The 20,217-nt window shown below is 68.5% G+C and carries 14 protein-coding genes and 3 pseudogenes; 8 read left to right on the top strand and 9 right to left on the bottom strand.

What is annotated here, in order from left to right; all coding sequences use genetic code 11:
* Positions 1-24 precede the first annotated feature (24 nt).
* A pseudogene (locus IEJ02_RS49430) lies at positions 25-396 on the top strand (recombinase family protein); the annotation flags it as partial.
* 45 nt (positions 397-441) lie between these two features.
* On the opposite strand, the gene IEJ02_RS42185 reads toward IEJ02_RS49430, so the two are convergent.
* Positions 442-864: a mycothiol transferase gene (locus IEJ02_RS42185; protein WP_263408035.1), complete on the bottom strand. Its 423-nt coding sequence runs from the start codon at positions 862-864 to the stop codon at positions 442-444.
* Positions 865-1,062: 198 nt separating this feature from the next.
* Between IEJ02_RS42185 and IEJ02_RS42180 the strand changes: the two are divergent.
* From IEJ02_RS42180 to fxlM, 5 genes and pseudogenes are all read left to right on the top strand, one after another.
* Positions 1,063-1,832 (top strand): annotated as a pseudogene (locus tag IEJ02_RS42180) (transposase).
* A 648-nt stretch (positions 1,833-2,480) separates the two neighbouring features.
* Positions 2,481-4,490 carry an ABC transporter ATP-binding protein gene (locus tag IEJ02_RS42175; protein WP_191069623.1) on the top strand — a complete coding sequence of 670 codons (2,010 nt, stop codon included), beginning with the start codon at positions 2,481-2,483 and terminating at the stop codon, positions 4,488-4,490.
* Positions 4,491-4,540: 50 nt separating this feature from the next.
* Positions 4,541-6,058, top strand: a complete 1,518-nt coding sequence (locus tag IEJ02_RS42170) for an NUDIX hydrolase (protein ID WP_191069622.1) — start codon at positions 4,541-4,543, stop codon at positions 6,056-6,058.
* A gap of 138 nt (positions 6,059-6,196) precedes the next feature.
* Complete coding sequence (locus IEJ02_RS42165) at positions 6,197-6,352, top strand: hypothetical protein (RefSeq protein WP_191069621.1); 156 nt, start codon at positions 6,197-6,199, stop codon at positions 6,350-6,352.
* A 33-nt stretch (positions 6,353-6,385) separates the two neighbouring features.
* Complete coding sequence (fxlM, locus tag IEJ02_RS42160; RefSeq protein ID WP_191069620.1) at positions 6,386-8,683, top strand: methyltransferase, FxLD system; 2,298 nt, start codon at positions 6,386-6,388, stop codon at positions 8,681-8,683.
* 207 nt (positions 8,684-8,890) lie between these two features.
* Here fxlM and IEJ02_RS42155 read toward each other — a convergent pair whose 3' ends face one another.
* From IEJ02_RS42155 to IEJ02_RS42135, 5 genes are all read right to left on the bottom strand, one after another.
* On the bottom strand, positions 8,891-9,457 hold the full coding sequence (locus IEJ02_RS42155; RefSeq protein ID WP_317986056.1) for a transposase: 567 nt from the start codon (positions 9,455-9,457) through the stop codon (positions 8,891-8,893).
* Between the two features lie 38 nt (positions 9,458-9,495).
* Positions 9,496-9,930, bottom strand: a complete 435-nt coding sequence (locus IEJ02_RS42150; protein WP_223865347.1) for a winged helix-turn-helix domain-containing protein — start codon at positions 9,928-9,930, stop codon at positions 9,496-9,498.
* Positions 9,812-10,657, bottom strand: a complete 846-nt coding sequence (locus IEJ02_RS49425; protein WP_317986061.1) for a 3-hydroxyacyl-CoA dehydrogenase NAD-binding domain-containing protein — start codon at positions 10,655-10,657, stop codon at positions 9,812-9,814. Before IEJ02_RS49425 ends, IEJ02_RS42150 begins: the two co-directional genes overlap by 119 nt.
* Before the next feature lie 27 nt (positions 10,658-10,684).
* Positions 10,685-12,040: a crotonyl-CoA carboxylase/reductase gene (gene ccrA, locus IEJ02_RS42140; RefSeq protein WP_191069617.1), complete on the bottom strand. Its 1,356-nt coding sequence runs from the start codon at positions 12,038-12,040 to the stop codon at positions 10,685-10,687.
* Positions 12,041-12,165: 125 nt separating this feature from the next.
* Positions 12,166-12,855, bottom strand: a complete 690-nt coding sequence (locus IEJ02_RS42135; RefSeq protein WP_317986060.1) for a thioesterase II family protein — start codon at positions 12,853-12,855, stop codon at positions 12,166-12,168.
* 268 nt (positions 12,856-13,123) lie between these two features.
* On the opposite strand from IEJ02_RS42135, the gene mhpA reads away from it, so the two are divergent.
* Both mhpA and IEJ02_RS42125 read left to right on the top strand, forming a co-directional pair.
* On the top strand, positions 13,124-14,752 hold the full coding sequence (gene mhpA / locus IEJ02_RS42130) for a bifunctional 3-(3-hydroxy-phenyl)propionate/3-hydroxycinnamic acid hydroxylase MhpA (RefSeq protein ID WP_191069616.1): 1,629 nt from the start codon (positions 13,124-13,126) through the stop codon (positions 14,750-14,752).
* 222 nt (positions 14,753-14,974) lie between these two features.
* Positions 14,975-15,571 (top strand): annotated as a pseudogene (locus IEJ02_RS42125) (transposase); the annotation flags it as partial.
* A 426-nt stretch (positions 15,572-15,997) separates the two neighbouring features.
* On the opposite strand, the gene IEJ02_RS42120 reads toward IEJ02_RS42125, so the two are convergent.
* The 3 genes from IEJ02_RS42120 to IEJ02_RS42110 all read right to left on the bottom strand — a co-directional run bounded on the left by IEJ02_RS42120 (position 15,998) and on the right by IEJ02_RS42110 (position 20,214).
* Positions 15,998-16,108: an FAD-dependent monooxygenase gene (locus IEJ02_RS42120; protein ID WP_191069615.1), complete on the bottom strand. Its 111-nt coding sequence runs from the start codon at positions 16,106-16,108 to the stop codon at positions 15,998-16,000.
* Between the two features lie 61 nt (positions 16,109-16,169).
* Positions 16,170-16,961, bottom strand: a complete 792-nt coding sequence (locus tag IEJ02_RS42115; RefSeq protein ID WP_191069614.1) for an arylamine N-acetyltransferase family protein — start codon at positions 16,959-16,961, stop codon at positions 16,170-16,172.
* Positions 16,962-17,016: 55 nt separating this feature from the next.
* On the bottom strand, positions 17,017-20,214 hold the full coding sequence (locus IEJ02_RS42110; RefSeq protein WP_223865351.1) for a type I polyketide synthase: 3,198 nt from the start codon (positions 20,212-20,214) through the stop codon (positions 17,017-17,019).
* Between the last annotated feature and the right edge of the window lie 3 nt (positions 20,215-20,217).

Here is a 20,217-nt window from a genome sequence, read left to right as displayed (position 1 = left end):
ACAAGAGGGACGGATGCGAGATGCATGCACGTACCTTTGGAAGGCGTGAGCACCATGGTCCCCGCCCCTGCACCTATGCGGCTTCGGCCGACCGTCGAGGACAACGTCCCGGACGCCTTCAAGCGTCCTAAGCGCGGCGTCATCTACGTTCGCGTATCCGTTGCACGACAGGACATGATCAGTCCCGAGCTTCAGGTCGGGCACGCTCAGCAGCTGGCAGATGCCAACAACATCGACGTCATCCTCAAGCCGATCATGGACCTGGGCGAGTCCGGTCGAGCCTTCGAGGAACGCAAGATCGAGGACATCAAGCAGATGGCTCGCAACCGCGAGTTCGATGTCTTGATCCTCTGGATCTGGTCGCGCTTCGGGCGCAACCTCAAGGAATCCCTTCAGCACCTAAGTGTTGTCCCGCAATCGGGGCAGCGGGCTTGGCGCGTATTACTCGCCTGTTGCCCCATCGATGAGCTCTCGGGCGACGTCGAGCTGGCCGACGTGGCGGGCGTACTCCTGGAGCAGGTGGAAGAGGATCCGTCCGAGGGAGGGAGCCTGGTCGGGTGTTCGGAAGCGACCGCCGAGGCTCGCCTTGTCGGCCAGGTCGGCAGCCGCGGCCAGCGAGGTCGACGTGGTCACTTCGCTGCGATAGGCGGCCATGATCTCAGCGGTAGGTGTCCCGACAGGGATTATCCATTCGGCCTCATCGCCCCCAGGCGGGTATGCGAGGACGTCTTCGGCAGCGAATCCCCAGCGCATCCAACGGCGTTCGACCCAGCTCAGGTGCTGGACCAGGCCGAGCGGTGACCAGCCCAGCGGCTGCACGGGCGTCCGGAGCTGGGCGTCGGACAGCCCGGAGAGCTTCCGCATCAAGGCTTCGCGATACCACGCAAGGTAACCGATGAGGAGGTCACGGGCATCGGAGACGTTGACGCCGGGCCCGTCAAGGAGCGCGGGGACCTGCCGCGGAGACTGCTGCATCCTTCGAAGGTAGCGTGGCACCCCCCGATCCAACGTGCTGCGTTGAACCCAACGATCAAGACTCCGGGCCGCTGGCATGATCTTGGAATGGCAGCAGTGATCACCGCTTCGGAGCCGTCGTGGATAGCCCCGTTCACCGGGCTGAGCCCGCGCCAGTTCGGCAAGCTGATCACCGCGCTCCGGCGTGAGGGAGCGGACCCGGTGCGCAAGGGCCGACCGTGGAGCCTGCCGCTGAAGACCGCCTACTCCTGGTCGCCGCCTATTGGCGGACGAACCTCACGCTGCGACAGTTGGCCCCGCTCTTCGGCGTCTCGAAGTCGGCCGCGGACCGCATCATCGACCACCTCGGGCCGCAACTCGCGCTCCAGCAGCGCAAGCGGTTCCGCAGGGACACGGTGCTGATCGCGGACGGCACCCTGGTCCCCACCCGCGACCACGCCATCGCCGAGCAGTCGAAGAACTATCGGTACTCCACCAACCACCAGGTCGTCATCGACGCCGACACCCGGCTCGTCGTCGCAGCCGGCCGGCCGGTCACAGGCAACCGCAACGACGGCAAGGCGTGGGAACTGTCCGGCGCCAAGGACGCCGTCGGCAACACCACGGTGATCGCAGACGGCGGCTACCGGGGCACCGGCCTGGTCATCCCACACCGCCGCGAGCGCGGACAGGTGGAGCTCCCGGCTTGGAAAGAGGAGCACAACGCCTCACACCGTAAGGTCCGCGCCCGCGTCGAGCACGTCTTCGCCCGGATGAAGACATGGAAGATCCTCCGCGACTGCCGTCTGAAAGGAGACGGCGTGCACCACGCCATGCTCGGCATCGCTCGCCTGCACAACCTCACCCTGGCCGAGTGAGGGAGAAACGACCAGGTCACCCAGCACGCCGCAGATCATTTACGGGACATCCCGTAGGTGGCGTTCTCGGCGAGCTCGTTGCCAGCAGGTCAATCACCCGGCCGAGTGAGGTCATCCTGCTCGAATGACCCCGGAGGCCGACGAGCCCACCACGACGGGCGAACCGCCGCCGTAGGGAACATTTGTTCGCCAGATACCCGTAACGGTGTCCTGTTCGGCCCCGTTATTAGAGCACCAGTACCTCAGACGCGCCCATCCGGAGGACGCCGTGGCCCCCAGTTCTGTTCCAGCGCCTGCCCTTGCCTTAATCGAACAACATCGTTCCGGCGGGCTGACCACCGCACTGATGCGGCGCCGTGTTGACGCTGCCGCAGGCGGCACCTTCCAGCCGGAGGCGGGCTGGATGAGTGGTGACGCAAGCCAAAGGAGCCACGCCGCGTCGGCACCCTCCGCCATCGGCTGCGGCCCACAACCGGCCTTGGCTGCCGCCCTACCGGCCCGCACCGAGTGGTCCGTGCTGCCGCTCTCCCCGCTGCGGCGGCGCGGCCAACAGCTTCCTTCAGCGGAGCGGTGGTGGGGTGCGTCTGCCGGTGCCCAGGTTCTGGTCATCGCCCAGCCCGCTGCAGGGCTGGGGCAGGGGCGGTGCGCATGAAGCCGCAGAGGAAGCCGGGAGAGACGGCGAGCGGGATCTCGGACGCGGAGCAGGAGCTGTTCGGGGGTCGGCTGCGCTGGGATCAGTCCTTCGTGCACCACCAAGGCGCGCTGACCCGCCTGGGGTTCGGGAAGATGGCTGCCGCACTTCCGCGCATGGTCGGGATGGTGTTACGCACCGGATGGGAAGCGGACTGGCGGGCCCTGGCCGGTGTCGTTGTGGCCCAGGCCGGAGAGGGCGTGATGGCCGCGTGGGGCCTGCTGGCGGTCAACGACATCCTCACCCGGCTGTTCGCCGCCGGTCCGACCGCGGACAGGCTCCGCGAGGCGCTGCCCTCCCTGATGGTGTTGGCGGCGGTGTCGGTGGGGGCGGCGTTGCTGGCGGCGTGGTCGACGGCGATGTCCGGTCGGCTGGAGCCACAGGTCGAGCGGGCCATCTCCGCCCGGTACTACCGGGCCGTCACCCGGGTGGAAGTCGAGGCGACCGAGCGGCCCGAGATCCAACGCGTCTTGGAGGCGGGGAAGTTCGGCACCGACTCGGCACGCAACATGCTCAGACTGTCGGTGGGCGTGGGAAACGTGTTGATCAGCCTGGTGGCGGCGGCCATCGTGCTGGCCTCCCTCCACTGGGCGTTGCTTCCGATGCTGTTGGCGATCGCCCTGCCAAGGGGGTGGGGGGCAGTGCGCTCGGCGCGGCGCGAGTACATCTCACGGCTGAACTGGGTGGATCACCGGCGCGCTGTGGCCTCGCTGCTGGCGTATCTGACCAGGCCCCATGCCGCAGGTGAGATCCGCGCACACGCGGCCGGGGTGAAGCTGCTGCGCGGCTATGAGGAGATGTCGCGGCAGATGGAGGCCGAGCAGCGGCGTCTGGCGCGGGCGCAGGCGCACACCGACCTGGTCGCCGGCGGTTTCTCCGGTCTGGCGTCCCTGGGCTGTTATGGGGTGTTGTGGTGGCTGTTGACCAGTGGTGGGCTGCCGCTGGCGGTCGGCGGCACCGCGGTGGTGGCCATCCGTAATTCCACCGCGCGGCTCACCTCTTTGGTCCAGCAGGTCAACCGCCTCTACGAGGAGATGCTGTTCCTCACCGACACCCAGAACGCCACCGAGCTGGCTGCGAAGCACGCCATCCCGCAGACAGGCGTGCCACTGCCCTCCCCCGTGCAGGCCATCCACGTGGAGGACGTGTCTTTCACCTACCCCGGGGCCTCGTCCCCCTCGCTGAAGGGGGTGAGCCTGTCGGTGCGGCGGGGTGAGGTGACCGCGCTGGTCGGTGCGAACGGCTCGGGCAAGACGACCATGACCCGGATCCTCGCGGGCCTGTTGCTGCCCACCAGCGGGAACGTGTGGTGGGAAGGAGCGAGCGGCGAGCGGGTCGAGATCCGCGAGGCCGACCGCGCGGAGGTGTTCGCGGCCGTCGGACTGCTCGCGCAGGATTTCCCGCGCTGGGAGATGACAGCCGCCACGAACGTGGCCATCGGCGCCGGTGACCGTCCCCGGGACATGAACCGGGTCAAGGAGGCTGCCAAGGCGGCCGACGTGCACGCGCTGATCGAGGGGCTGCCGCACCAGTGGGATTCGATCGTCTTCAAGGGATACGAGCGGGGCGTCCAGCTCTCCGGTGGGCAGTGGCAGAAGCTGGGCACCGCGCGCAGCAGGTACCGGAGCGCGCCGTTTTTCCTGGTCGATGAGCCCACCTCGGCGCTGGATCCGCATGCGGAAATCGCCGCATTCGAGCGGCTGTGGAGCCTGGCCGAGGACGGTAACGCGATCGTCCTGGTCACCCACCGTCTCGCCGCGACCGCGAAGGCCGACCGCATCTACGTCCTCGACCAGGGGCTCATCGTCGAAGAGGGCACCCACGACCAGCTCATGGCCCGCGGGGACGGTCTGTACCGGGAGATGTTCCAGGCCCAGGCCGCCCAGTACGGGCTGGCCTCACCATCGACAGGCGACCTCCCCGCACCGCGCCGCAGCGCCGAGCCTCAGCACAGGCAGGCCCGGTGAAGCCCGCCCGCTTCCTAACTCCCCTGCTCTGTGGACTCCGAGGTGACGACATGCCGCCCAGCCGCTCCCACATCCACAGCACCATCGAGGCGTACCTCGCCCGCCATCCGGGCGAGCGCGCCGGACTCGGCACCCTCCTCGCGGCTCTCGGCCGCCCCGCCGACCCGGCCAGCCGCACTGCCCTTCCCGGTCATATCACCTGCAGTGCCATCGTGATCGACGACACTGGCCGTGTCCTGCACATTCACCACCGGGCCGGCGGCAAGGTTCTCACCCCCAGTGGCCACAACGAGCCCGGTGACAACACGCTCGCAGCGGCGGCCCTGCGTGCGCTGCACGAGGAGGCAGGCATTCCGCCCGGCGCGGTGGCCCCTTGGCCGGGGCTGGGCGGCCTGCCCCTCGACATCGGCGTACTCGAGATCGATGCCCACCCGGCCACGAGCACGCTGGCCCACCACCACTACGACCTGCGCTTCTGCTTCCGACTCCGCCACGTCGATGCGGCCATCGCTCTTCAGGCCGAAGCTGTCTGCGAACGGGAGTGGCGTCCCATCGACCGCGTCGCCGCGCCGACGCTGCGCGACAAACTCCTCAAGCTCGGCACGGCGGCGCCCGCGGGCGAGCCGGTGAACGCCTCGGCGCTGATCTACAACGACCAGGGCCAGTACCTGCTGCATCTGCGCGACCATCTGCCAGGCGTCATCTGGGAGCCAGGAGCGTGGTCGCTCCTCGGTGGTGGCCGCGAACCGCAGGACCGGACGCTGGAGGAGACCGTCCGGCGGGAGCTGAGGGAAGAGGCGGGTCTCCATGTCCCCGTCCTGCGGCCGTTCGCCGTCGAGGAGGCGCGAGGGAGCGACGGCACCACCATCCCCATCGCCGTCTACGCGGGCCGGTGGAACGGAAATCCCGCCGACCTCACGCTCACCGAAGGGGTGATGCTGCACTGGTTCGCCCCAGACGTCCTCCCTCGCCTCCGGATCAGCTCCTCCACTCGCGACCTGGTGTACCGCCACGCCGCGAGCGGGCCCGAGGGCGACCACGAGGCCGTCCGCTCCGATACGCCGCGGGAGGCCGAGCCCCCCGGCTCGTGCCGGCCGCCGGCATCACCTCCGGCGGCGGCGCCGAGCGGGACCGTGCTGAACGTCGTCGGCGTCCACCTCTATCTGGAAGACTCCGACAGCAGGGTGCTGCTGGGCCTGCGTCACCCCGACTCGGCCTACGCCGCTTCGATGTACCACTTCCTGGCAGGACACTGCGAGCAGGAAGCCGCCCTGGCCTGTCTCGTCCGCGAAGCGCAGGAAGAGGCCGGCCTGCGGATCGAGCCCGGCGACGTCGAACTCGCACACGTCGTCCACCTCGTCGACACCCCCGGCGACCGGCCCCGGATGCAGCTCGTGTTCCGGGCCCGCCACTGGGAGGGCACCCCAGAGGTCCGGGAGCCCGACAAGTGCACCAGCTGGAGCTTCTGGCATCCCGACGAGCTCCCAGTACAGACCGTGGCCTACACCCGGGCAGCCATCGAGGGCATCCGCGCACAGCGCCTCTACACGGAGATGGGCTGGGCATGACCCCTGAAAAGACCACCCACGCCCGCCACACGGGCACGCAGGAGGGCTCATCACCCCGGCAGGGCCCGGACCCGGCCGACCGGGACAAGCAGCTCAAGACCAGCGCCGGGAGACAAAGCGGCGGCCACACGGTCGGCGATGGTCGCCCGGCTGAAGGCGGACGGCGACCTCGGCCTCGGCCCGGTACACGAGGCCCTGCTCGCGCTGGAGCGTGAGGTCCTGATGCCGCAGGCGTACATGCGGCCCAGCGCCCCGGACGAGAAGCCGCGCCTCCAGCACACCCACAAGCCCTGACCACCAACCCCACGACCACAAGGAGCAGCCTCGGTGGGATACACGCACCAAGCCGAATGGCACGACCACTACGCCAGCGGCAAGCGCTTCCGGACTCTGACCGCCTCCGAACGCGCCGTACTGAATACCGCTCTTCGCCCCGCTGGCCCCGCCGTCGCCCTGGACGTGGGCTGCGGGGTCGGCGAACTCGCCCTCTACCTCCACGAGATGGGGTACTCCGTCGACGCCGTGGACTACGCAAAGTCGGCCGTCGAACTCGCCGCCACTCAGGCTCCGGACGACGCAGACGTGCGCTTCCTGCGCCACGACATCGAACGCGACAACCTCGCCGCCCTGCCCCATGACACGTACGACCTGATCACCTTCCGCCTGAGCTACGCCTTCCTCCACAACCGCACCTGGCTCCTGAACCGCCTACGCGAGCATCTGCGCCCCGGCGGCACGATCTGCATCATCACCCCGCTCGCGGACACCGTCACCGCAGACCGGCGCGACATCGCCCTCGACGAAGACGAGATCGCCCTGGCCACAACTGGATGGACCACGGCCGCCCGATTCGAAGCCGACGGCATGACCGTGCTGGTCCTCCGGGAACCCGCCGCAGGTCCGGTGTCCATCGCCGACAAGCCACACCCCGCGCCACAGGGCCTCATCGGCGCAGGTGTCGTTATCACCGACGAGCACGGCCGCGTACTGCTGGGCCGCTCCGTACACGGAGTCTGGGAACTTCCCGGCGGCAAACCCGACCCCGGTGAATCCTTGGAGCAGGCAGCCGTACGCGAGCTGGCCGAGGAGACCGGACTGAGCGCCTCGGCAGACGACGCGCACGTCCTCGCCTTCCTGATGGACACCACCTCCGACATCCCCCGCCTCACCGCCGCCGTGCGCGTCACAGCCCACCACGGCACCCCCACCGTGACCGAACCCGACCTGTTCCACCGCTGGGAATGGCACTGGCCCGCCGACCTCCCCGCTCTCACCGGCACGCTGTTCACACCCTCCGCACACGTGCTGAACACCGTCTGGCCCGGGCTCCTGGCCGGGCTGCCGCCCGTGCACCGCAACCTCGTCCGCCAGCCCGCTCCACCCGATGCTCCCCAGCAGGCACGCGAAGCCAACCGACTGCGCCAGGAAATGACCGACCAGCTCATCCACCAGGGCTACATCGACAACGCCTCAATCGAAGCGGCCTTCCGCCGCGTGCGCCGCCACCTCTTCCTCCCCGGGGTCGCATTGGAAACGGTGTACGCCGCAGCCGACGCGGTCATCACCACCAAACGCGACCGCAACGGCCGGGCCACCAGCTCCGTCTCGGCGCCCTGGCTGCAGGCCGTCATGCTCCGCGAGGCCGCGCTCCACCCCGGACAGACCGCGCTGGAGATCGGCTCCGGCGGCCCCAACGCCGCGCTCATGCAGGAACTCGTCGGCCCCGACGGACTGATCACCACCATGGACATCGACCCATTCGTCGTCGAACGCGCGGCACGGTTCCTGCCCGCAGCAGGATACGACCGGGTGCGGGTTGTGCTGGGCGACGGCGAGCACGGTGCTCCCGGCCTCACGGACAAGGACTCCCTCGACACGATCATCGTGACCGTCCAGGCCGCCGACATCCCGCCGGCCTGGATCACCCCACTCGTCGAGGGCGGACGCCTCGTGGTCCCGCTGAAAATTCACGGATACAGCTGGGCCATCGCCTTCGACAAACGCGGCGACCAGCTGGTCAGCCGGTCGTACACAGTGTGCGGATTCGTCCCCATGCAAGGTGCCGGCGCCCGGAAGGAAGACGCCGTATCCCTGCGCGGCGGAGAGATTCGCGTACGTTTCCCCGAGGGAGGCACAGCCGACGCCGAGCAGCTCACCCAGGCCCTGGAATCACCACGGTACGAGCGATGGACCGGCGTCACCATCCCCGGCAACACCCCCTTCGACAAGCTCATGCTGTGGCTCGCCACCACACTGGACGGCTTCTGCCGCCTGGCCGTCGACCCCGAACTCGACACAGGGATCGTCGACCACCCCAAGGGCTGGGACGCCGCTGCCGTCGTCCGAGACGGCTCCCTCGCCCGCCTGCTGAACCGGAAGATAGGCCCCTCCACATGGGAGTGGGGCATCCACGCCTACGGACCGGCCGCAGAGCAGCTCGCTGAGGAAATGGCCCAGCAAGTCCTCGCCTGGGACCGCAAGCACCACATCAGCGACGCTCCCCTCCTGACGGTCCACTCCGTCCTCGAGGAGGACACCAAGCCGAGCGGCGCCCGCACCCTCGTGAAGAGGCACGCCCGCCTCGACTTCGACTGGACACACCCACACCACGCCGACACCGCCTGATGACCAGCCCTCCGTCTCGCGCGCACTCTCCACCGGAGTACGGAAGCCGCACAGCCTTTCGGCACGCCCTCCATCGCTCACTTCGTCAGGAAGACGGACCCATGCCACGCTCAGTCTGGAGGAACACCCGATGCCGTACAACGTCACCCGCGACATCACCGCCGGCCCCGTCACCCTCCCCAGCGTCGCCGGATCCGTAGGCACCGTCTACTCCGAGCACCGCACTGACAAGCCGGGCTGGGGGTTCTGTGGTGGTTCGGGATGGATTGTCAATCCGGTGTGAGTGAGGAAGGACCACGGGAGTTGTTCGTTGGAGCAGATCCGGTGGATGCCGCGTTCTGCCGCGTCGGCGACGTCGGCGAGGTGGTCGCCGGCGAGGTTGGCCAGCTCGCGGGCCTTGATGGCCGACCACAGCAGTTCCACCGGGTTGAGTTCGGGTGCGTAGGCCGGCAGCCGCTCCAGCGTCAGCCAGTCCTGCTCGGCCGCCCGGGCCCGCATGCTCCGACTCCAGTGGGCCGACAGTCCGTCCCACACCAACACCACCGACTCGCCGGCGTAGAAGGTCTTGACGTGTTCCAACACTTCGATCAAGGAAGTGGTGTCATAGCTGCCCGGCTTGAGGTGGAAGCACAGCCGCGGGCCACGTTCGAGGTCAGCGGCGTGGTAGCCCAGCGCGGCGGCCATCCCGGCTCGTTTCCAGTTCAGCCGGTGCCGCAGCGTGGGAGTGCGCCCGCGGGGTGCGTAGGTGCGGCGAACCTGGGGCAGCAGTGACACACCTGATTCATCGAAGAACACAATCCAGGCACGTTTCTTCACCGCCCCCTTTTGATGCGTGGCCACTCCTGTGCAACCCACCGGGCGATCTCGGACTCGTCCCGCTCGACGGCCTGACGCCTGGGCCGCTGCAGGCTCCACCCCAGCCGCCCGGTCAGCAAGCGCCACACGGATGCCCGGGCCAGCTTCACCCCGGTCACCCGCTCGACCACCACGCCGGCCCGTTCCAAGGTCCACAGATCCGCCTCGAACCCGTGCGCCTGGGCGCCCTGCTTCAACCCGGTCCGAACCAGCTCGACTTGGGTGTCATCCAGCTTGGGTGGCCGGCCGGTGGCCGGACGCCGCCGCAGTGCCTCAACCCCGCGCTGCTCCCACAGGCGTTTCCACCGGCGCACGCTCTCGGGGTGGATCCCCGCCATCCGTGCAACCACGGATGAAGAACGTCCTTGCTCGAACAACTCGACCGCGCGCATGCGCCGGGCCTCGGCCAAGCGGCCGCGTCAGCGGCAGAACGGAGACATCGGAAACAACGGCCTGCGACTCGGAAGACACACCAACATGCTCACACCGCCGAAGCCCCTGCACCCACAGAACTAACGAAAAGCTCAGTAGGCGCATTGCCGTGTCGATGTCGTCGCGGGTGGAGTGACCGGCGTCGAGGAAGGCCACGGACTGGTTCAGGTAGGCCATGACGAGTGCGGTGGCGTCCGCCGCTGGTCCGGCGCCGATCTCAACCCGAGCCAGGCCCAGATCGTTGATCAGAGTGTCGATGGCGCCCTCGGCGGCCCGGGAGGTCATCGCGGTGGGTACCGGCTCCACCGCGCCTCTGGGGCCGGGCGGGACAAGGAAGCGCAGGCCCGCGACCGTCTCTGGGCGGCCGGACGCGATGGCGAGGTGGGGGACGGAGAGGGCGGCGGTCGTCGTGAGGACCGGAGCCTGTGAGATCTCGCCGATTCGACGCAGTACGTCCGTCTTGACGGCCAGGTCGTCGGGAACGGCCTCGATCACCAGGTCAGCGTGGGCGAGTTCGGCCACCTCGTGCGTGAGGACGACAGACTCCGCCGCGTCCGTGGTGAGCGCCTTGAGGCGGTTGCCGACGCGGACGAGTGCGTCGGGGTCGGTGTCGACGGCCACGATGCGATGGCCGGCCTGGTGGGCCAGGCGCAGGAAGGCCTCGCCGACTGTGCCGAGGCCGACGATGCCGGTGAGGGGGTCGCGGGTTGGTGGTCATGGCGTTGCTGACGCTTTCTGTTCGCGGAAGCGGTTGATGGCGTTGATGTGCTTCGCCCGCAGTGCGTGGTCGCGTACGCCGAGGCCCTCCTGTGGTGCCAGGCAGAGGATGCCGACCTTGCCCTGGTGGAGGTTGGCGTGGACCTCGTACGCGGCTTGCCCGGCCTGCTCCAGCGGGTAGACCTTCGACAGCGTCGGGTGGATCCTGCCCTTGGCGACGAGCCGGTTGGCCTCCCACGCCTCACGGTAGTTGGCGAAGTGCGAGCCGACGATCCGCTTCAGCGACATCCACAGGTAACGGTTGTCGAACTCGTGCACGTACCCGGACGTGGACGCACAGGTGACCACGGTGCCGCCCTTCCTCGCCACATACACCGACGCACCAAACGTCTCCCGGCCCGGGTGCTCGAAGACGATGTCGACGTCCTCACCGCCGGTCAGCTCGCGGATACGCTTGCCGAACCGCTTCCACTCACGCGGGTCCTGGGTGTTCTCGTCCCTCCAGAACCGGTAGCCCTCGGCACTGCGGTCGATGACCGCTTCAGCTCCCATCGAGCGGCAGACGGCCGCCTTCTGCGGCGAGGAGACCACACAGATCGGGTTCGCTCCCCCGGCGAGCGCCAGCTGGGTGGCGTACGAGCCGAGTCCGCCGCTCGCGCCCCAGATCAGCACATTGTCGCCCTGCTTGAGCTGCGCACCGTTGCGGGAGACCAGCTGCCGGTAGGCGGTCGAGTTCACCAGCCCCGGCGACGCGGCCTCCTCCCAGGTCAGGTGCTCCGGCTTGGGCATCAGCTGGTTGGACTTCACCAGCGCCAGCTCGGCAAGGCCGCCGAAGTTGGTCTCGAAGCCCCAGATGCGCTGCTCGGGGTCGAGCATCGTGTCGTCGTGGCCGTCGGGGCTCTCCAGCTCGACGGAGAGGCAGTGCGCCACGACCCGGTCGCCGGGTCGCCACCGGTTCACACCGGGTCCGGTGCGCAGCACCACCCCCGCCAGGTCCGAGCCCAGCACGTGGTACGGCAGGTCATGGCGCCTGGCCTGCTCACTCAGGCGTCCGTAGCGCTCCAGGAAACCGAAGGTCGGCAGGGGTTCGAAGATCGAGGACCACACCGTGTTGTAGTTGATCGCGCTCGCCATCACGGCGATCAACGCCTCGCCCGGACCCGGCTGCGGTGTCGCGACCTCCTGCACCCGCAGGGACTTACGGGGATCCTTCGCCTTCGAGTCCATCCCCTCGAACGTCGAAGTGTCCTCCCGGCGCACCACATTGCCCCGGTAGTATTCCGGCAGACGCACACCCGCCACATCCCCCGATGTGACCTCCTCGGAGAGGAGAGCGCTGATGATCTCGTTCATAGGCTGTCTTCTTCATGTGGCGCTGCCGAGGCCTCGGAGCGGAATTTTCGGTGAGTTGGGGGTTCCTCGCATGCACTTGAGGCAGCGGGGAAGCATGCCAGGTGCCATGGCGTCGCGGAGATCTGTCAGAACGGCCCCAGCCGCCGGGCCACCAGGCCGATGACCTCGGCTGCGCGGTCGACGAGGAAGAAGTGGCCGCCCCGGAAGACCTCCGTTTCACTCGCCCCGATGGTGTGCTCGGCCCATGCCTCGGCCTCATCAAGGGAGACCCGAGGGTCGCTGTCTCCGGTGAGCACGGTCACCGGGCAGTCGAGGCGTCGGCCGGGCTCGTGCCGATACTGTTCAATGGCGGTGTAGTCGCTGCGGATGACCGGCAGGATCATCGCCACCACCTCCGGGTCGCTGAGCATCATCTCGTTGGTTCCGCTGAGCTCCCTGAGCTCGGCCACGAGTTCAGCGTCGCTCGACGTATGCACCCGCTCGTCGCGATAGCGGGACGGCGCCCGCCGACCGGACGCGAACAGCCGTACCGGCGCAGGCAGCCCGGCGTCCTGCATGCGCAGCGCCACCTCGTACGCGAGGACGGCGCCCATGCTGTGGCCGAACAGGGCCAGTGGCTTGTCGTCCAGGTGCCGCAGCGCGGCGAAGATCTGGTCCGCGAACTCGGGGATGTTGTCGATCCTCGGTTCGTGGAGCCGGGTCTGCCGACCTGGATGCTGGAGGGCCAACACCTCCACCGATGGGTGCAGCGCCTTGAACACCGGGAAGAAGAAGCTTGCAGAGCCGCCCACGTACGGAAGGCACGCAAGCCGCACATTGCTCTGCGGCGCGGGGTGCGAGACACTCACCCATTTCTCGAACTGCGCCGTTGCTTGATGCGATGCATGCCGGACGAACTCCTCGTGGTTGGTGAGGGAATATCGGAAGCCTAGGTTCGTGCAGGTGGAACCGCGTATCCCCAGATCTGATAGTCCCAAGCCCTCGAGCGGCCCGAACGCCGGTACGGATGGTTAGTCTTGCGCCGTTCCGATTTCGGCAGTTGTGCCTGCGCCAGCCACCCTGCGATGAGATGAGGGGTTTCCCGTGCCCGAGACGTCACCGGACAAGCCGCCCGCCAGCGCGAGCCCCGAGACAGATGCGGACGTGATCGTCGTCGGCAACGGCCCAGTCGGGGCCGCTCTCGGGATCCTGCTAGCACAGCGCGGCCGACAGTCCATCGTCCTGGAACGGCGCCGACGCCCCTACATGCTGCCGAGGGCGACCAGCTTCGACGGCGAGACGGCACGGCTGCTCGCCGGCTGCGGGACGGGCCCGAGCCTCGGCAAGATCGCTGAGCCCGCCACCGGTTACCAGTGGCGCTCAGCCGATGGTGAGGTCCTCATCGACATCGTCTTCCGCACAGAGGGCCCGTATGGGTGGCCTGACGCCAGTACCATGCACCAGCCCGCCCTTGAGGAACTGCTAGCCGCGCGGACAGCCGAGCAGCCTGGAGTGACCGTGGTACAGGGCCGCCAGGTCGTGGGAATCGAGGAGCAAGACGACCGGGTCGCGGTGACAGCCGAGGACGAGGACGGCGCAGCCCAGACGTACACCGCGAAGTGGGTGGTGGGCTGCGACGGTGCCAACAGCTTCGTCCGGGACCATCTGGACGTGCCGGTCACCGATCTCGGCTTTTCCTACGAGTGGCTGCTGTGCGATGTGCAGCTGCACGAGCCGGGCGAGTTCGTCCCGACCAACGTCCAGATCTGTGACCCAGCCAGGCCGACCACTCTGGCTGGCAGCGGTCCGGGGCATCGGCGCTGGGAGTTCATGCGGCTGCCCGGCGAGCGTGCCGCGGAGTTGAACCGGGAGGAGACTGCCTGGCGGCTCCTCGCTCCCTACGGGGTGACCCCCGACACCGCGACGCTACTGCGCAGCACCACGTACATCTTCCAGTCCCGCTGGGCGGAGCAGTGGCGGGTGGGCCGGGTACTGCTGGCCGGGGACGCGGCCCATCTGATGCCGCCGTTCGCCGGGCAGGGCATGTGCTCGGGCATCCGCGACGTCGTCAACCTGGCGTGGAAGCTGGACCTGATACTGGGCGGCCTCGCCCCGGAATCGCTCATCGACACCTACACAGAGGAACGCCGCGCGCAGGTACAGAAGTCAATTCTGTCCTCGGTCCAGCTGGGCCGGGTGATCTGCGTGACGGACCCCGTGGCTGCGGCCGAGCGCGATTCCACGATCCTGGCGGGCCGCCGCGGCCGCGGTCCGGCGGTCCCGGACCCGGCGCTGCCCCTCACACAGGGGCTCCTCCACCGGAGAGTAGACGGGGCGCCCATATCCCCGGCCGGCGAAGTGGTTCCCCAAGGCCAGATACACAGCCTCAGAGGCACTGGCCTTTTCGACGATGTGGTCGGCCGCGGCTTCGTTCTCATGCTGGCAGAAGGCGCGGACGCCGACCTCAACGCGGAGCAGTCGGCATTCCTCACGGACCTGGGCACGCACGTGGTGACGCTGCTCCCCGAGGACGGGACGCCGCAGAACATGTCGGTGGCCGACGTGGGCGGCGTCTACCGCACTTTCCTGGCTCGCCACGGGGCCGACGCGGTATTGATCCGTCCGGACTACCACGTGTATGGGGCGGCCTCAGGCCTGGGGGCAGCGGCGGCCCTGGTGGACGACCTACGGGCCCGCCTAGGTGCGGGCGTTCCGGCGGAGGCAAGGAGATAGCAGCTGCTCCCTCGTGGCTCCCACAGGTCACCGTCCCGACCAAGCCCCAGCGAGACCTGCTCGCGAAGCTGCACACCCCCCGTTCCCGACCAGGTCTTCGCACTACAGCCCACATCCGGCTGACCAGCCGAAACTCAATCGTCTAGAAGATCACTGAAAATGTTGCGGGTTCTGGCTCCGGATCATGCGATCCGGGGCCAGTCTCGTGGGTATGCAGGGCGAGTGGACCGGGGGCCGGTCGGGCCTAATGTGTGGGAGACCTGCCGGGAGTTGATTCCACAGGGCAGTGTCTTCGCGTTCCTGGCCGAGCACCGTGAGGTGCTCTTCCCACCGGAGATGTTCGCGGACATGTATCCGTCGGCCAACGGGCGCCCGTCGATGCCGCCTCAGGTACTGGCCGCCGCCGTGGTACTGCAGAGCCTGTACCGGCGCTCGGACCTCGAGGCGGTGCTGGAACTGCGCTGCGATCTGCGGTGGAAAGCTGCCTGCGGGCTGGGATTGCTCGACACAGCCTTCGACCCATCGTTACTGACCTACTTCCGGCGTCGGCTGCAGCACTCGCGAGATCCGAACCGGCTGTTCGCGAAGGTCAAGGAGGTCATCGTGGCGACCGGCGCGCTGGGGGGAAGACAGCGCCGGGCGCTGGACCCCACCGTCTTCGACGACGCGGTGGCCACCCGGGACACCCTCACTCAGCTCGTCGCCGCGATCCGTGCGGTGCTCCGCGAGGTCCCCGGGGCCGACCAGGTCATCGCCGCGTGCTGCACCGCGCACGACTACACCGACCCGGGCAAACCCAGGATTGCCTGGAACGACGAGGCACCCGGTTCAGGTGCTCATCAAAAACCTCCTCCGGGGTGCTCTTGCGGAACACGTCACGCGGCATCACGGTGCCGACGCTGATGACGTCCTTGGAGATGGGGATCGCCCACACCCAGCCGTCATCGTCCGCGCCGACCTGGATGTCGCCCTCGTGGCCGAGGTTGTACCGCTCGTCGAGGCCCGTGTAGTGGCGGAACACCCCGACCATGCGGAGCTTCTCCAGCGTCTTGCGCAGCCCGAACTTGTTCGCGATCCTCGCGGAAGACCCCGGAGAAGAACGTGGTCTCCGTCGGGTCGATGAACTCGCCGCCGAACTTGGGCACATGGCCCTTGGACTCCAGTGCCTCCCGCAGACCGATCCGGTCGAACAGGCCCATCATGTACGGCAGCAGAGACTCGCCGATGTGGAACCGCGGGAACTCGTCACCCTCCAGGAGTTACGACGGAGTGGCCTTGGCGGGCCAGCATGAAGGCACTGACCGCCCCCGCCGGTCCGCCGCCTACGACCACCACGTCAGCCGTTTTCTCAACCATTCTGACTCCTTCTAGCCTTCGTTTCGGATCGCGGATGTGCTGCTTCCCGGCAGGCGGCCGTTCAAGGCGGCCCTGGAAAGTCCTCGGAGAGGATGTGCGTCACCAATGCCCGGTGTTCGTCGTCGTCGACGACTGTTCGGGCGCGTTCGCGGCCGTCGCGGACCGTCAGGTACCGGCGTCCCTTGAGGACGACCTGGCCGTTGTCGAAGGTCCGGCCGTACAACCCCCCGCCCTGCACGTCACCGTCGGGCGCGGGAGCGATGGCGCGCAGGCCGGCCTCCACTTCCTTCCAGTCGTCCCACTGTCGTTCCTGGAGCCGGAACGTGTAGACGACACCCCAACGCCCGGCGCGTGCGCGCCGCTGCAGCGCGTACGCGCCGTCGCCCTGGTCCACGAGCCGGAACTGGCTGCCGTATTGGGTCTGGACCGCGTCGGTGACAAGGAGCGGTTCGAGGTACGAGGGTCCCGGGTAGCCGGCGTCGACGAGCCACTCGGCGCCGTCCAGCGCGACCCGGATGAACATGTGCTCCACCTCGATGCCGAGGTTCTCCCAGCCCTCGGCGGTGCTTGCCGCCAGCAGCGTGACGTCATAGCCCAGTTCGCCCAGGAGACGGAAGAACAGGCGGTTCAGCTGAAAGCAGGTGCCGCCGCGCCCTTCGAGAACGACCGTCCGGAACATCGCGTCCTCGTCGAGTTCGACGAGTTGGATGCCGTCGGTGGAAACCTGGACCGTTTCGATGCTGTACGGGATCGCCATGAGGTGCCGCTTCTGAAGCCTGCGCAGCGTCTCGATGCCTACCTTTTTCTCTCCGTCGCAGCCGATGCGCCGGAGATACGCCTCCGCGTTGAACACTGCCCGGGCTCCTTTCGCCGTTCGTTTCCGCCTTGTGGCTGGTGCCGATTTCCTGTCACACGGCCACCCCCGGGAGAGCAGGCGCTTCCTCACCGAAGAGCTGCCCGTACAAGTGGGCGGCGACCAGCGCCGGCGTCGGGTTGCTGAAGACCAGGTCTGGCATGAGCTTGACACCGAGGGACTTGCTTATCCTGTTGCGCAGTTCAAGCGCGGTGAGCGAGTCGAAGCCGACCTCGAAGAGGCCCTGGTCCGCATCGATCAGCTGGGTCGCTCCGTAGCCGAGGACGATTCCTACCTCGGTCCGTACGAGGTCGAGGAGGGCCGTCGCCCGTTCAGCCGGGGGCAGTCCCACGAGTTGTTCGGTGAGCCGAGAACGCTCGTCGCCCGAAACACTGGGCCGCGCCGCCTTCCGCCGGGCCGCGACCAGCCGGAGCAGGAGTGTGGGAGTCTCCCGGCCCGCGGCGGCATCGGCCCGCAAGGCGCGCACGTTCAGCTTGGTCGGGACGAGCAGGGAACGGTCGCTGTGCAGGGCGGCGTCGAACAGTTCCAGGCCTTCCGCGGAAGTCATGGGCTGCACTCCACCGAGCCGGTTCAGCCTTCTCTGGACGACCTCGTCGGAGTGGCTCGCCCCCATACCCGTGTCCTGCAACCACGGGCCCCAGGCAAGGGACAGCGCAGGCAGGCCGTCAGCGCGACGCCTGGCCATCAGACCGTCCATGTAGGCGTTGGCAGCGGCATAACTGCCCGTACCAGCACCCATGAAGATTGCAGAAACAGATGAATACACGACAAACGCGTCGAGGTCTGGGGCGAACACTCGGGTGACCTCGTCCAGTTGACGTGTCGCCGTCACCTTCGCTGCGAACACTCGCTCCAGACTCTCCCGGTCGATCTCACCGATGACTCCGGCATCGATAAGGCCCGCGGTGTGAACGACGGCAGAAAGCCGGTGCTTCACCCTGGACGGCTCGGTCAGCCCGGACAGCAGAGTCCTCAGTGCCTCCGAATCGGCCACGTCGCAGGCCGGGACAGCGACCGACTCCGCGCCCAGTGCCTGGAGTTCGGCGACCAGATCTCGAGCGCCGTCCGCTTCCAGACCACGCCGACTGGCCAGAACGAGATGGCGAATGCCGTGCTTGGTGACGAGGTGACGGGCCAGCATCGCACCGAGAGCGCCGGTGCCGCCGGTCACCAGGATTGTGCCCTCCGGGTCCAGCACCGCACCGGCAGGCGAGGCGGCTGACGCCGGAACGCCGACCCGGGTGAGCCGGGGAACATAGAATCCTGCGCCACGCAGCGCCACCTGGGGCTCACCAAGCGCGAGAACGGTGCCCAACAGTGCATCGAGGGCGGTGTTTTGAGGGGTCTCTGCCGCTTCGTCGGCTTCTGTGTCCAGCAAGACGATCCGCTCCGGGTGTTCCGCCTGTGCGGCGCGCACCAATCCCCACACCGCGGCACCAGCCGGGTCGGTGACGGTCGCGTCGCCTCCCGCCGCCACGGCGCCCCGAGTGACCACCACCAGCCGTGTACTTGCAAAGCCGCCACCTGCGAGCCACGTCTGGACGGCCTCCAGGACCCGGTCGGTCAGGTCCAGCGGGCTGACGTCCGCGTCCTTGGTGGCGGCCGTCAATATCACTGCCTCGGGCGTGTCGGACACCCCGGTCAGCACGTCGTCGGCCAGGGTGGCCACCTCTTCGGCGGACGTGACCGACGCCCAGGACGGCACCGGTATGGCTGTAGGCATGCTCACGGCCGGCAGTTCGGTCCAGTCCACCCCGAACATTGCGTCGCGGCTGTCGTCGGCCGTCGTCCGGCTCAGTTGCTCGGCCGACACGGGCCTGGAGATCAGCGACTGCAGGCTGAGCACCGGAGCACCCGTCGAGTCGGCAGCCTCGAGAGAGAAGGTGTTGTCGACGGACCGCGCAATCCGCACGCGCAGCTCGGAGGCACCGACGGCGTGCAGGCGCAGCCCCGTCCAGCAGAAAGGCACGGGTATGCCAGCTCCTGTGCCGGCGCGGTCCTCGTCCGCCGGGCCCGCAAGCACCACGGCCAACATGCTGGAGTGCAGGGCGGCGTCCAGCAGCGCGGGGTGAATGCCGAAGCGACTCGCGTCGCCGCGCTCGTCGTCGGGCAGAGCGATCTCCGCGAACACTTCCTCGCCACGCCGCCACACCGCGCGTACACCCTGGAACGCCGGACCGTAGCCGTAACCCGCCGCTGCCAGAAGATCGTAGCCACCCTCGACCGGGAGCTGCTCGGCGCCGGCCGGCGGCCAGACCGAGACATCGAAGCCGGCCATGTCCGCGCTCCCGGCCAGGGCCGCTCCCAGCCGGCCGGTGGCGTGGCGGGTCCAGACGTCGCTGTCGTGATCCCCGGCGGTGTCCTCGGACGCCGAGTACACGGTGATGGCGCGGGTACCGTCCTCGTCGGGGCCGCCTACGGCGACCTGGACGCGGACGCCGCCCTGCTCGGGCAGGACGAAGGGCGCTTCGACGGCCAGTTCGTCGAGCATGCCGCAGCCGACCTCGTCGCCCGCCCGCACCGCCAGCTCGACCAGCGCCGCGCTCGACACGAGAACGGTGCCGCCGATGGCGTGGTCGGCCAGCCAGGGGTGGGTACGGAGTGACAGCCGGGAGGTGCAAAGCACACCGCCGGTCTCGGGCACCTCGACGAACGCGCCGATCATGGGGTGATCGGTGCCGGTCAGACCGAGCGAGGCGACATCGCCGCCCGCGCCGGTGCCGCCCGCCGGGAGCCAGTAGTGCTGGTGGTCGAAGGCGTACGTCGGGAGATCGAGATGCGAAGCAACCGGCAGCATCCCCGCCCAGTCCACCGACCCTCCATGGACGAAGACCTCAGCCGTCGCGGTGAGAAGGGTCTGCGCCTCGGGACGGCCGTCCCGCAGAGCGGCGACACAGGCCGCCCGCTCACCGGCGGACTCCACCACGACACTCGACAAGGCCGCACCCGGCCCGAGCTCGACGAACACCACGTCTCCGCCGCCGGCTGCCGACGCCACACCGTCGGCGAAACGGACCGGACGGCGCAAATGCTCCACCCAGTACCCCGGATCGGTGAGTTCCCCCAGCCCGGCAAGCTGCCCGGTCACGTTCGACACCACCGGGAACTTCGGCTCCGACCACGACACCCGGGAGAGCGCGGCGGCGAAGTCGTCGAGCATCGGCTCCATCAAGACCGAGTGGAACGCGTGGGAGACCGTGAGGCGCTTGGTCTTGCGGCCCTGCTCCGCCAGCCT

Source organism: Streptomyces sp. 5-10, from assembly GCF_014712245.1.
Classification (GTDB): Bacteria; Actinomycetota; Actinomycetes; order Streptomycetales; family Streptomycetaceae; genus Streptomyces; species Streptomyces violaceusniger.
Note: the sequence above shows the minus strand (reverse complement) of the source record. Positions and strands in the feature narration are given on the sequence as shown.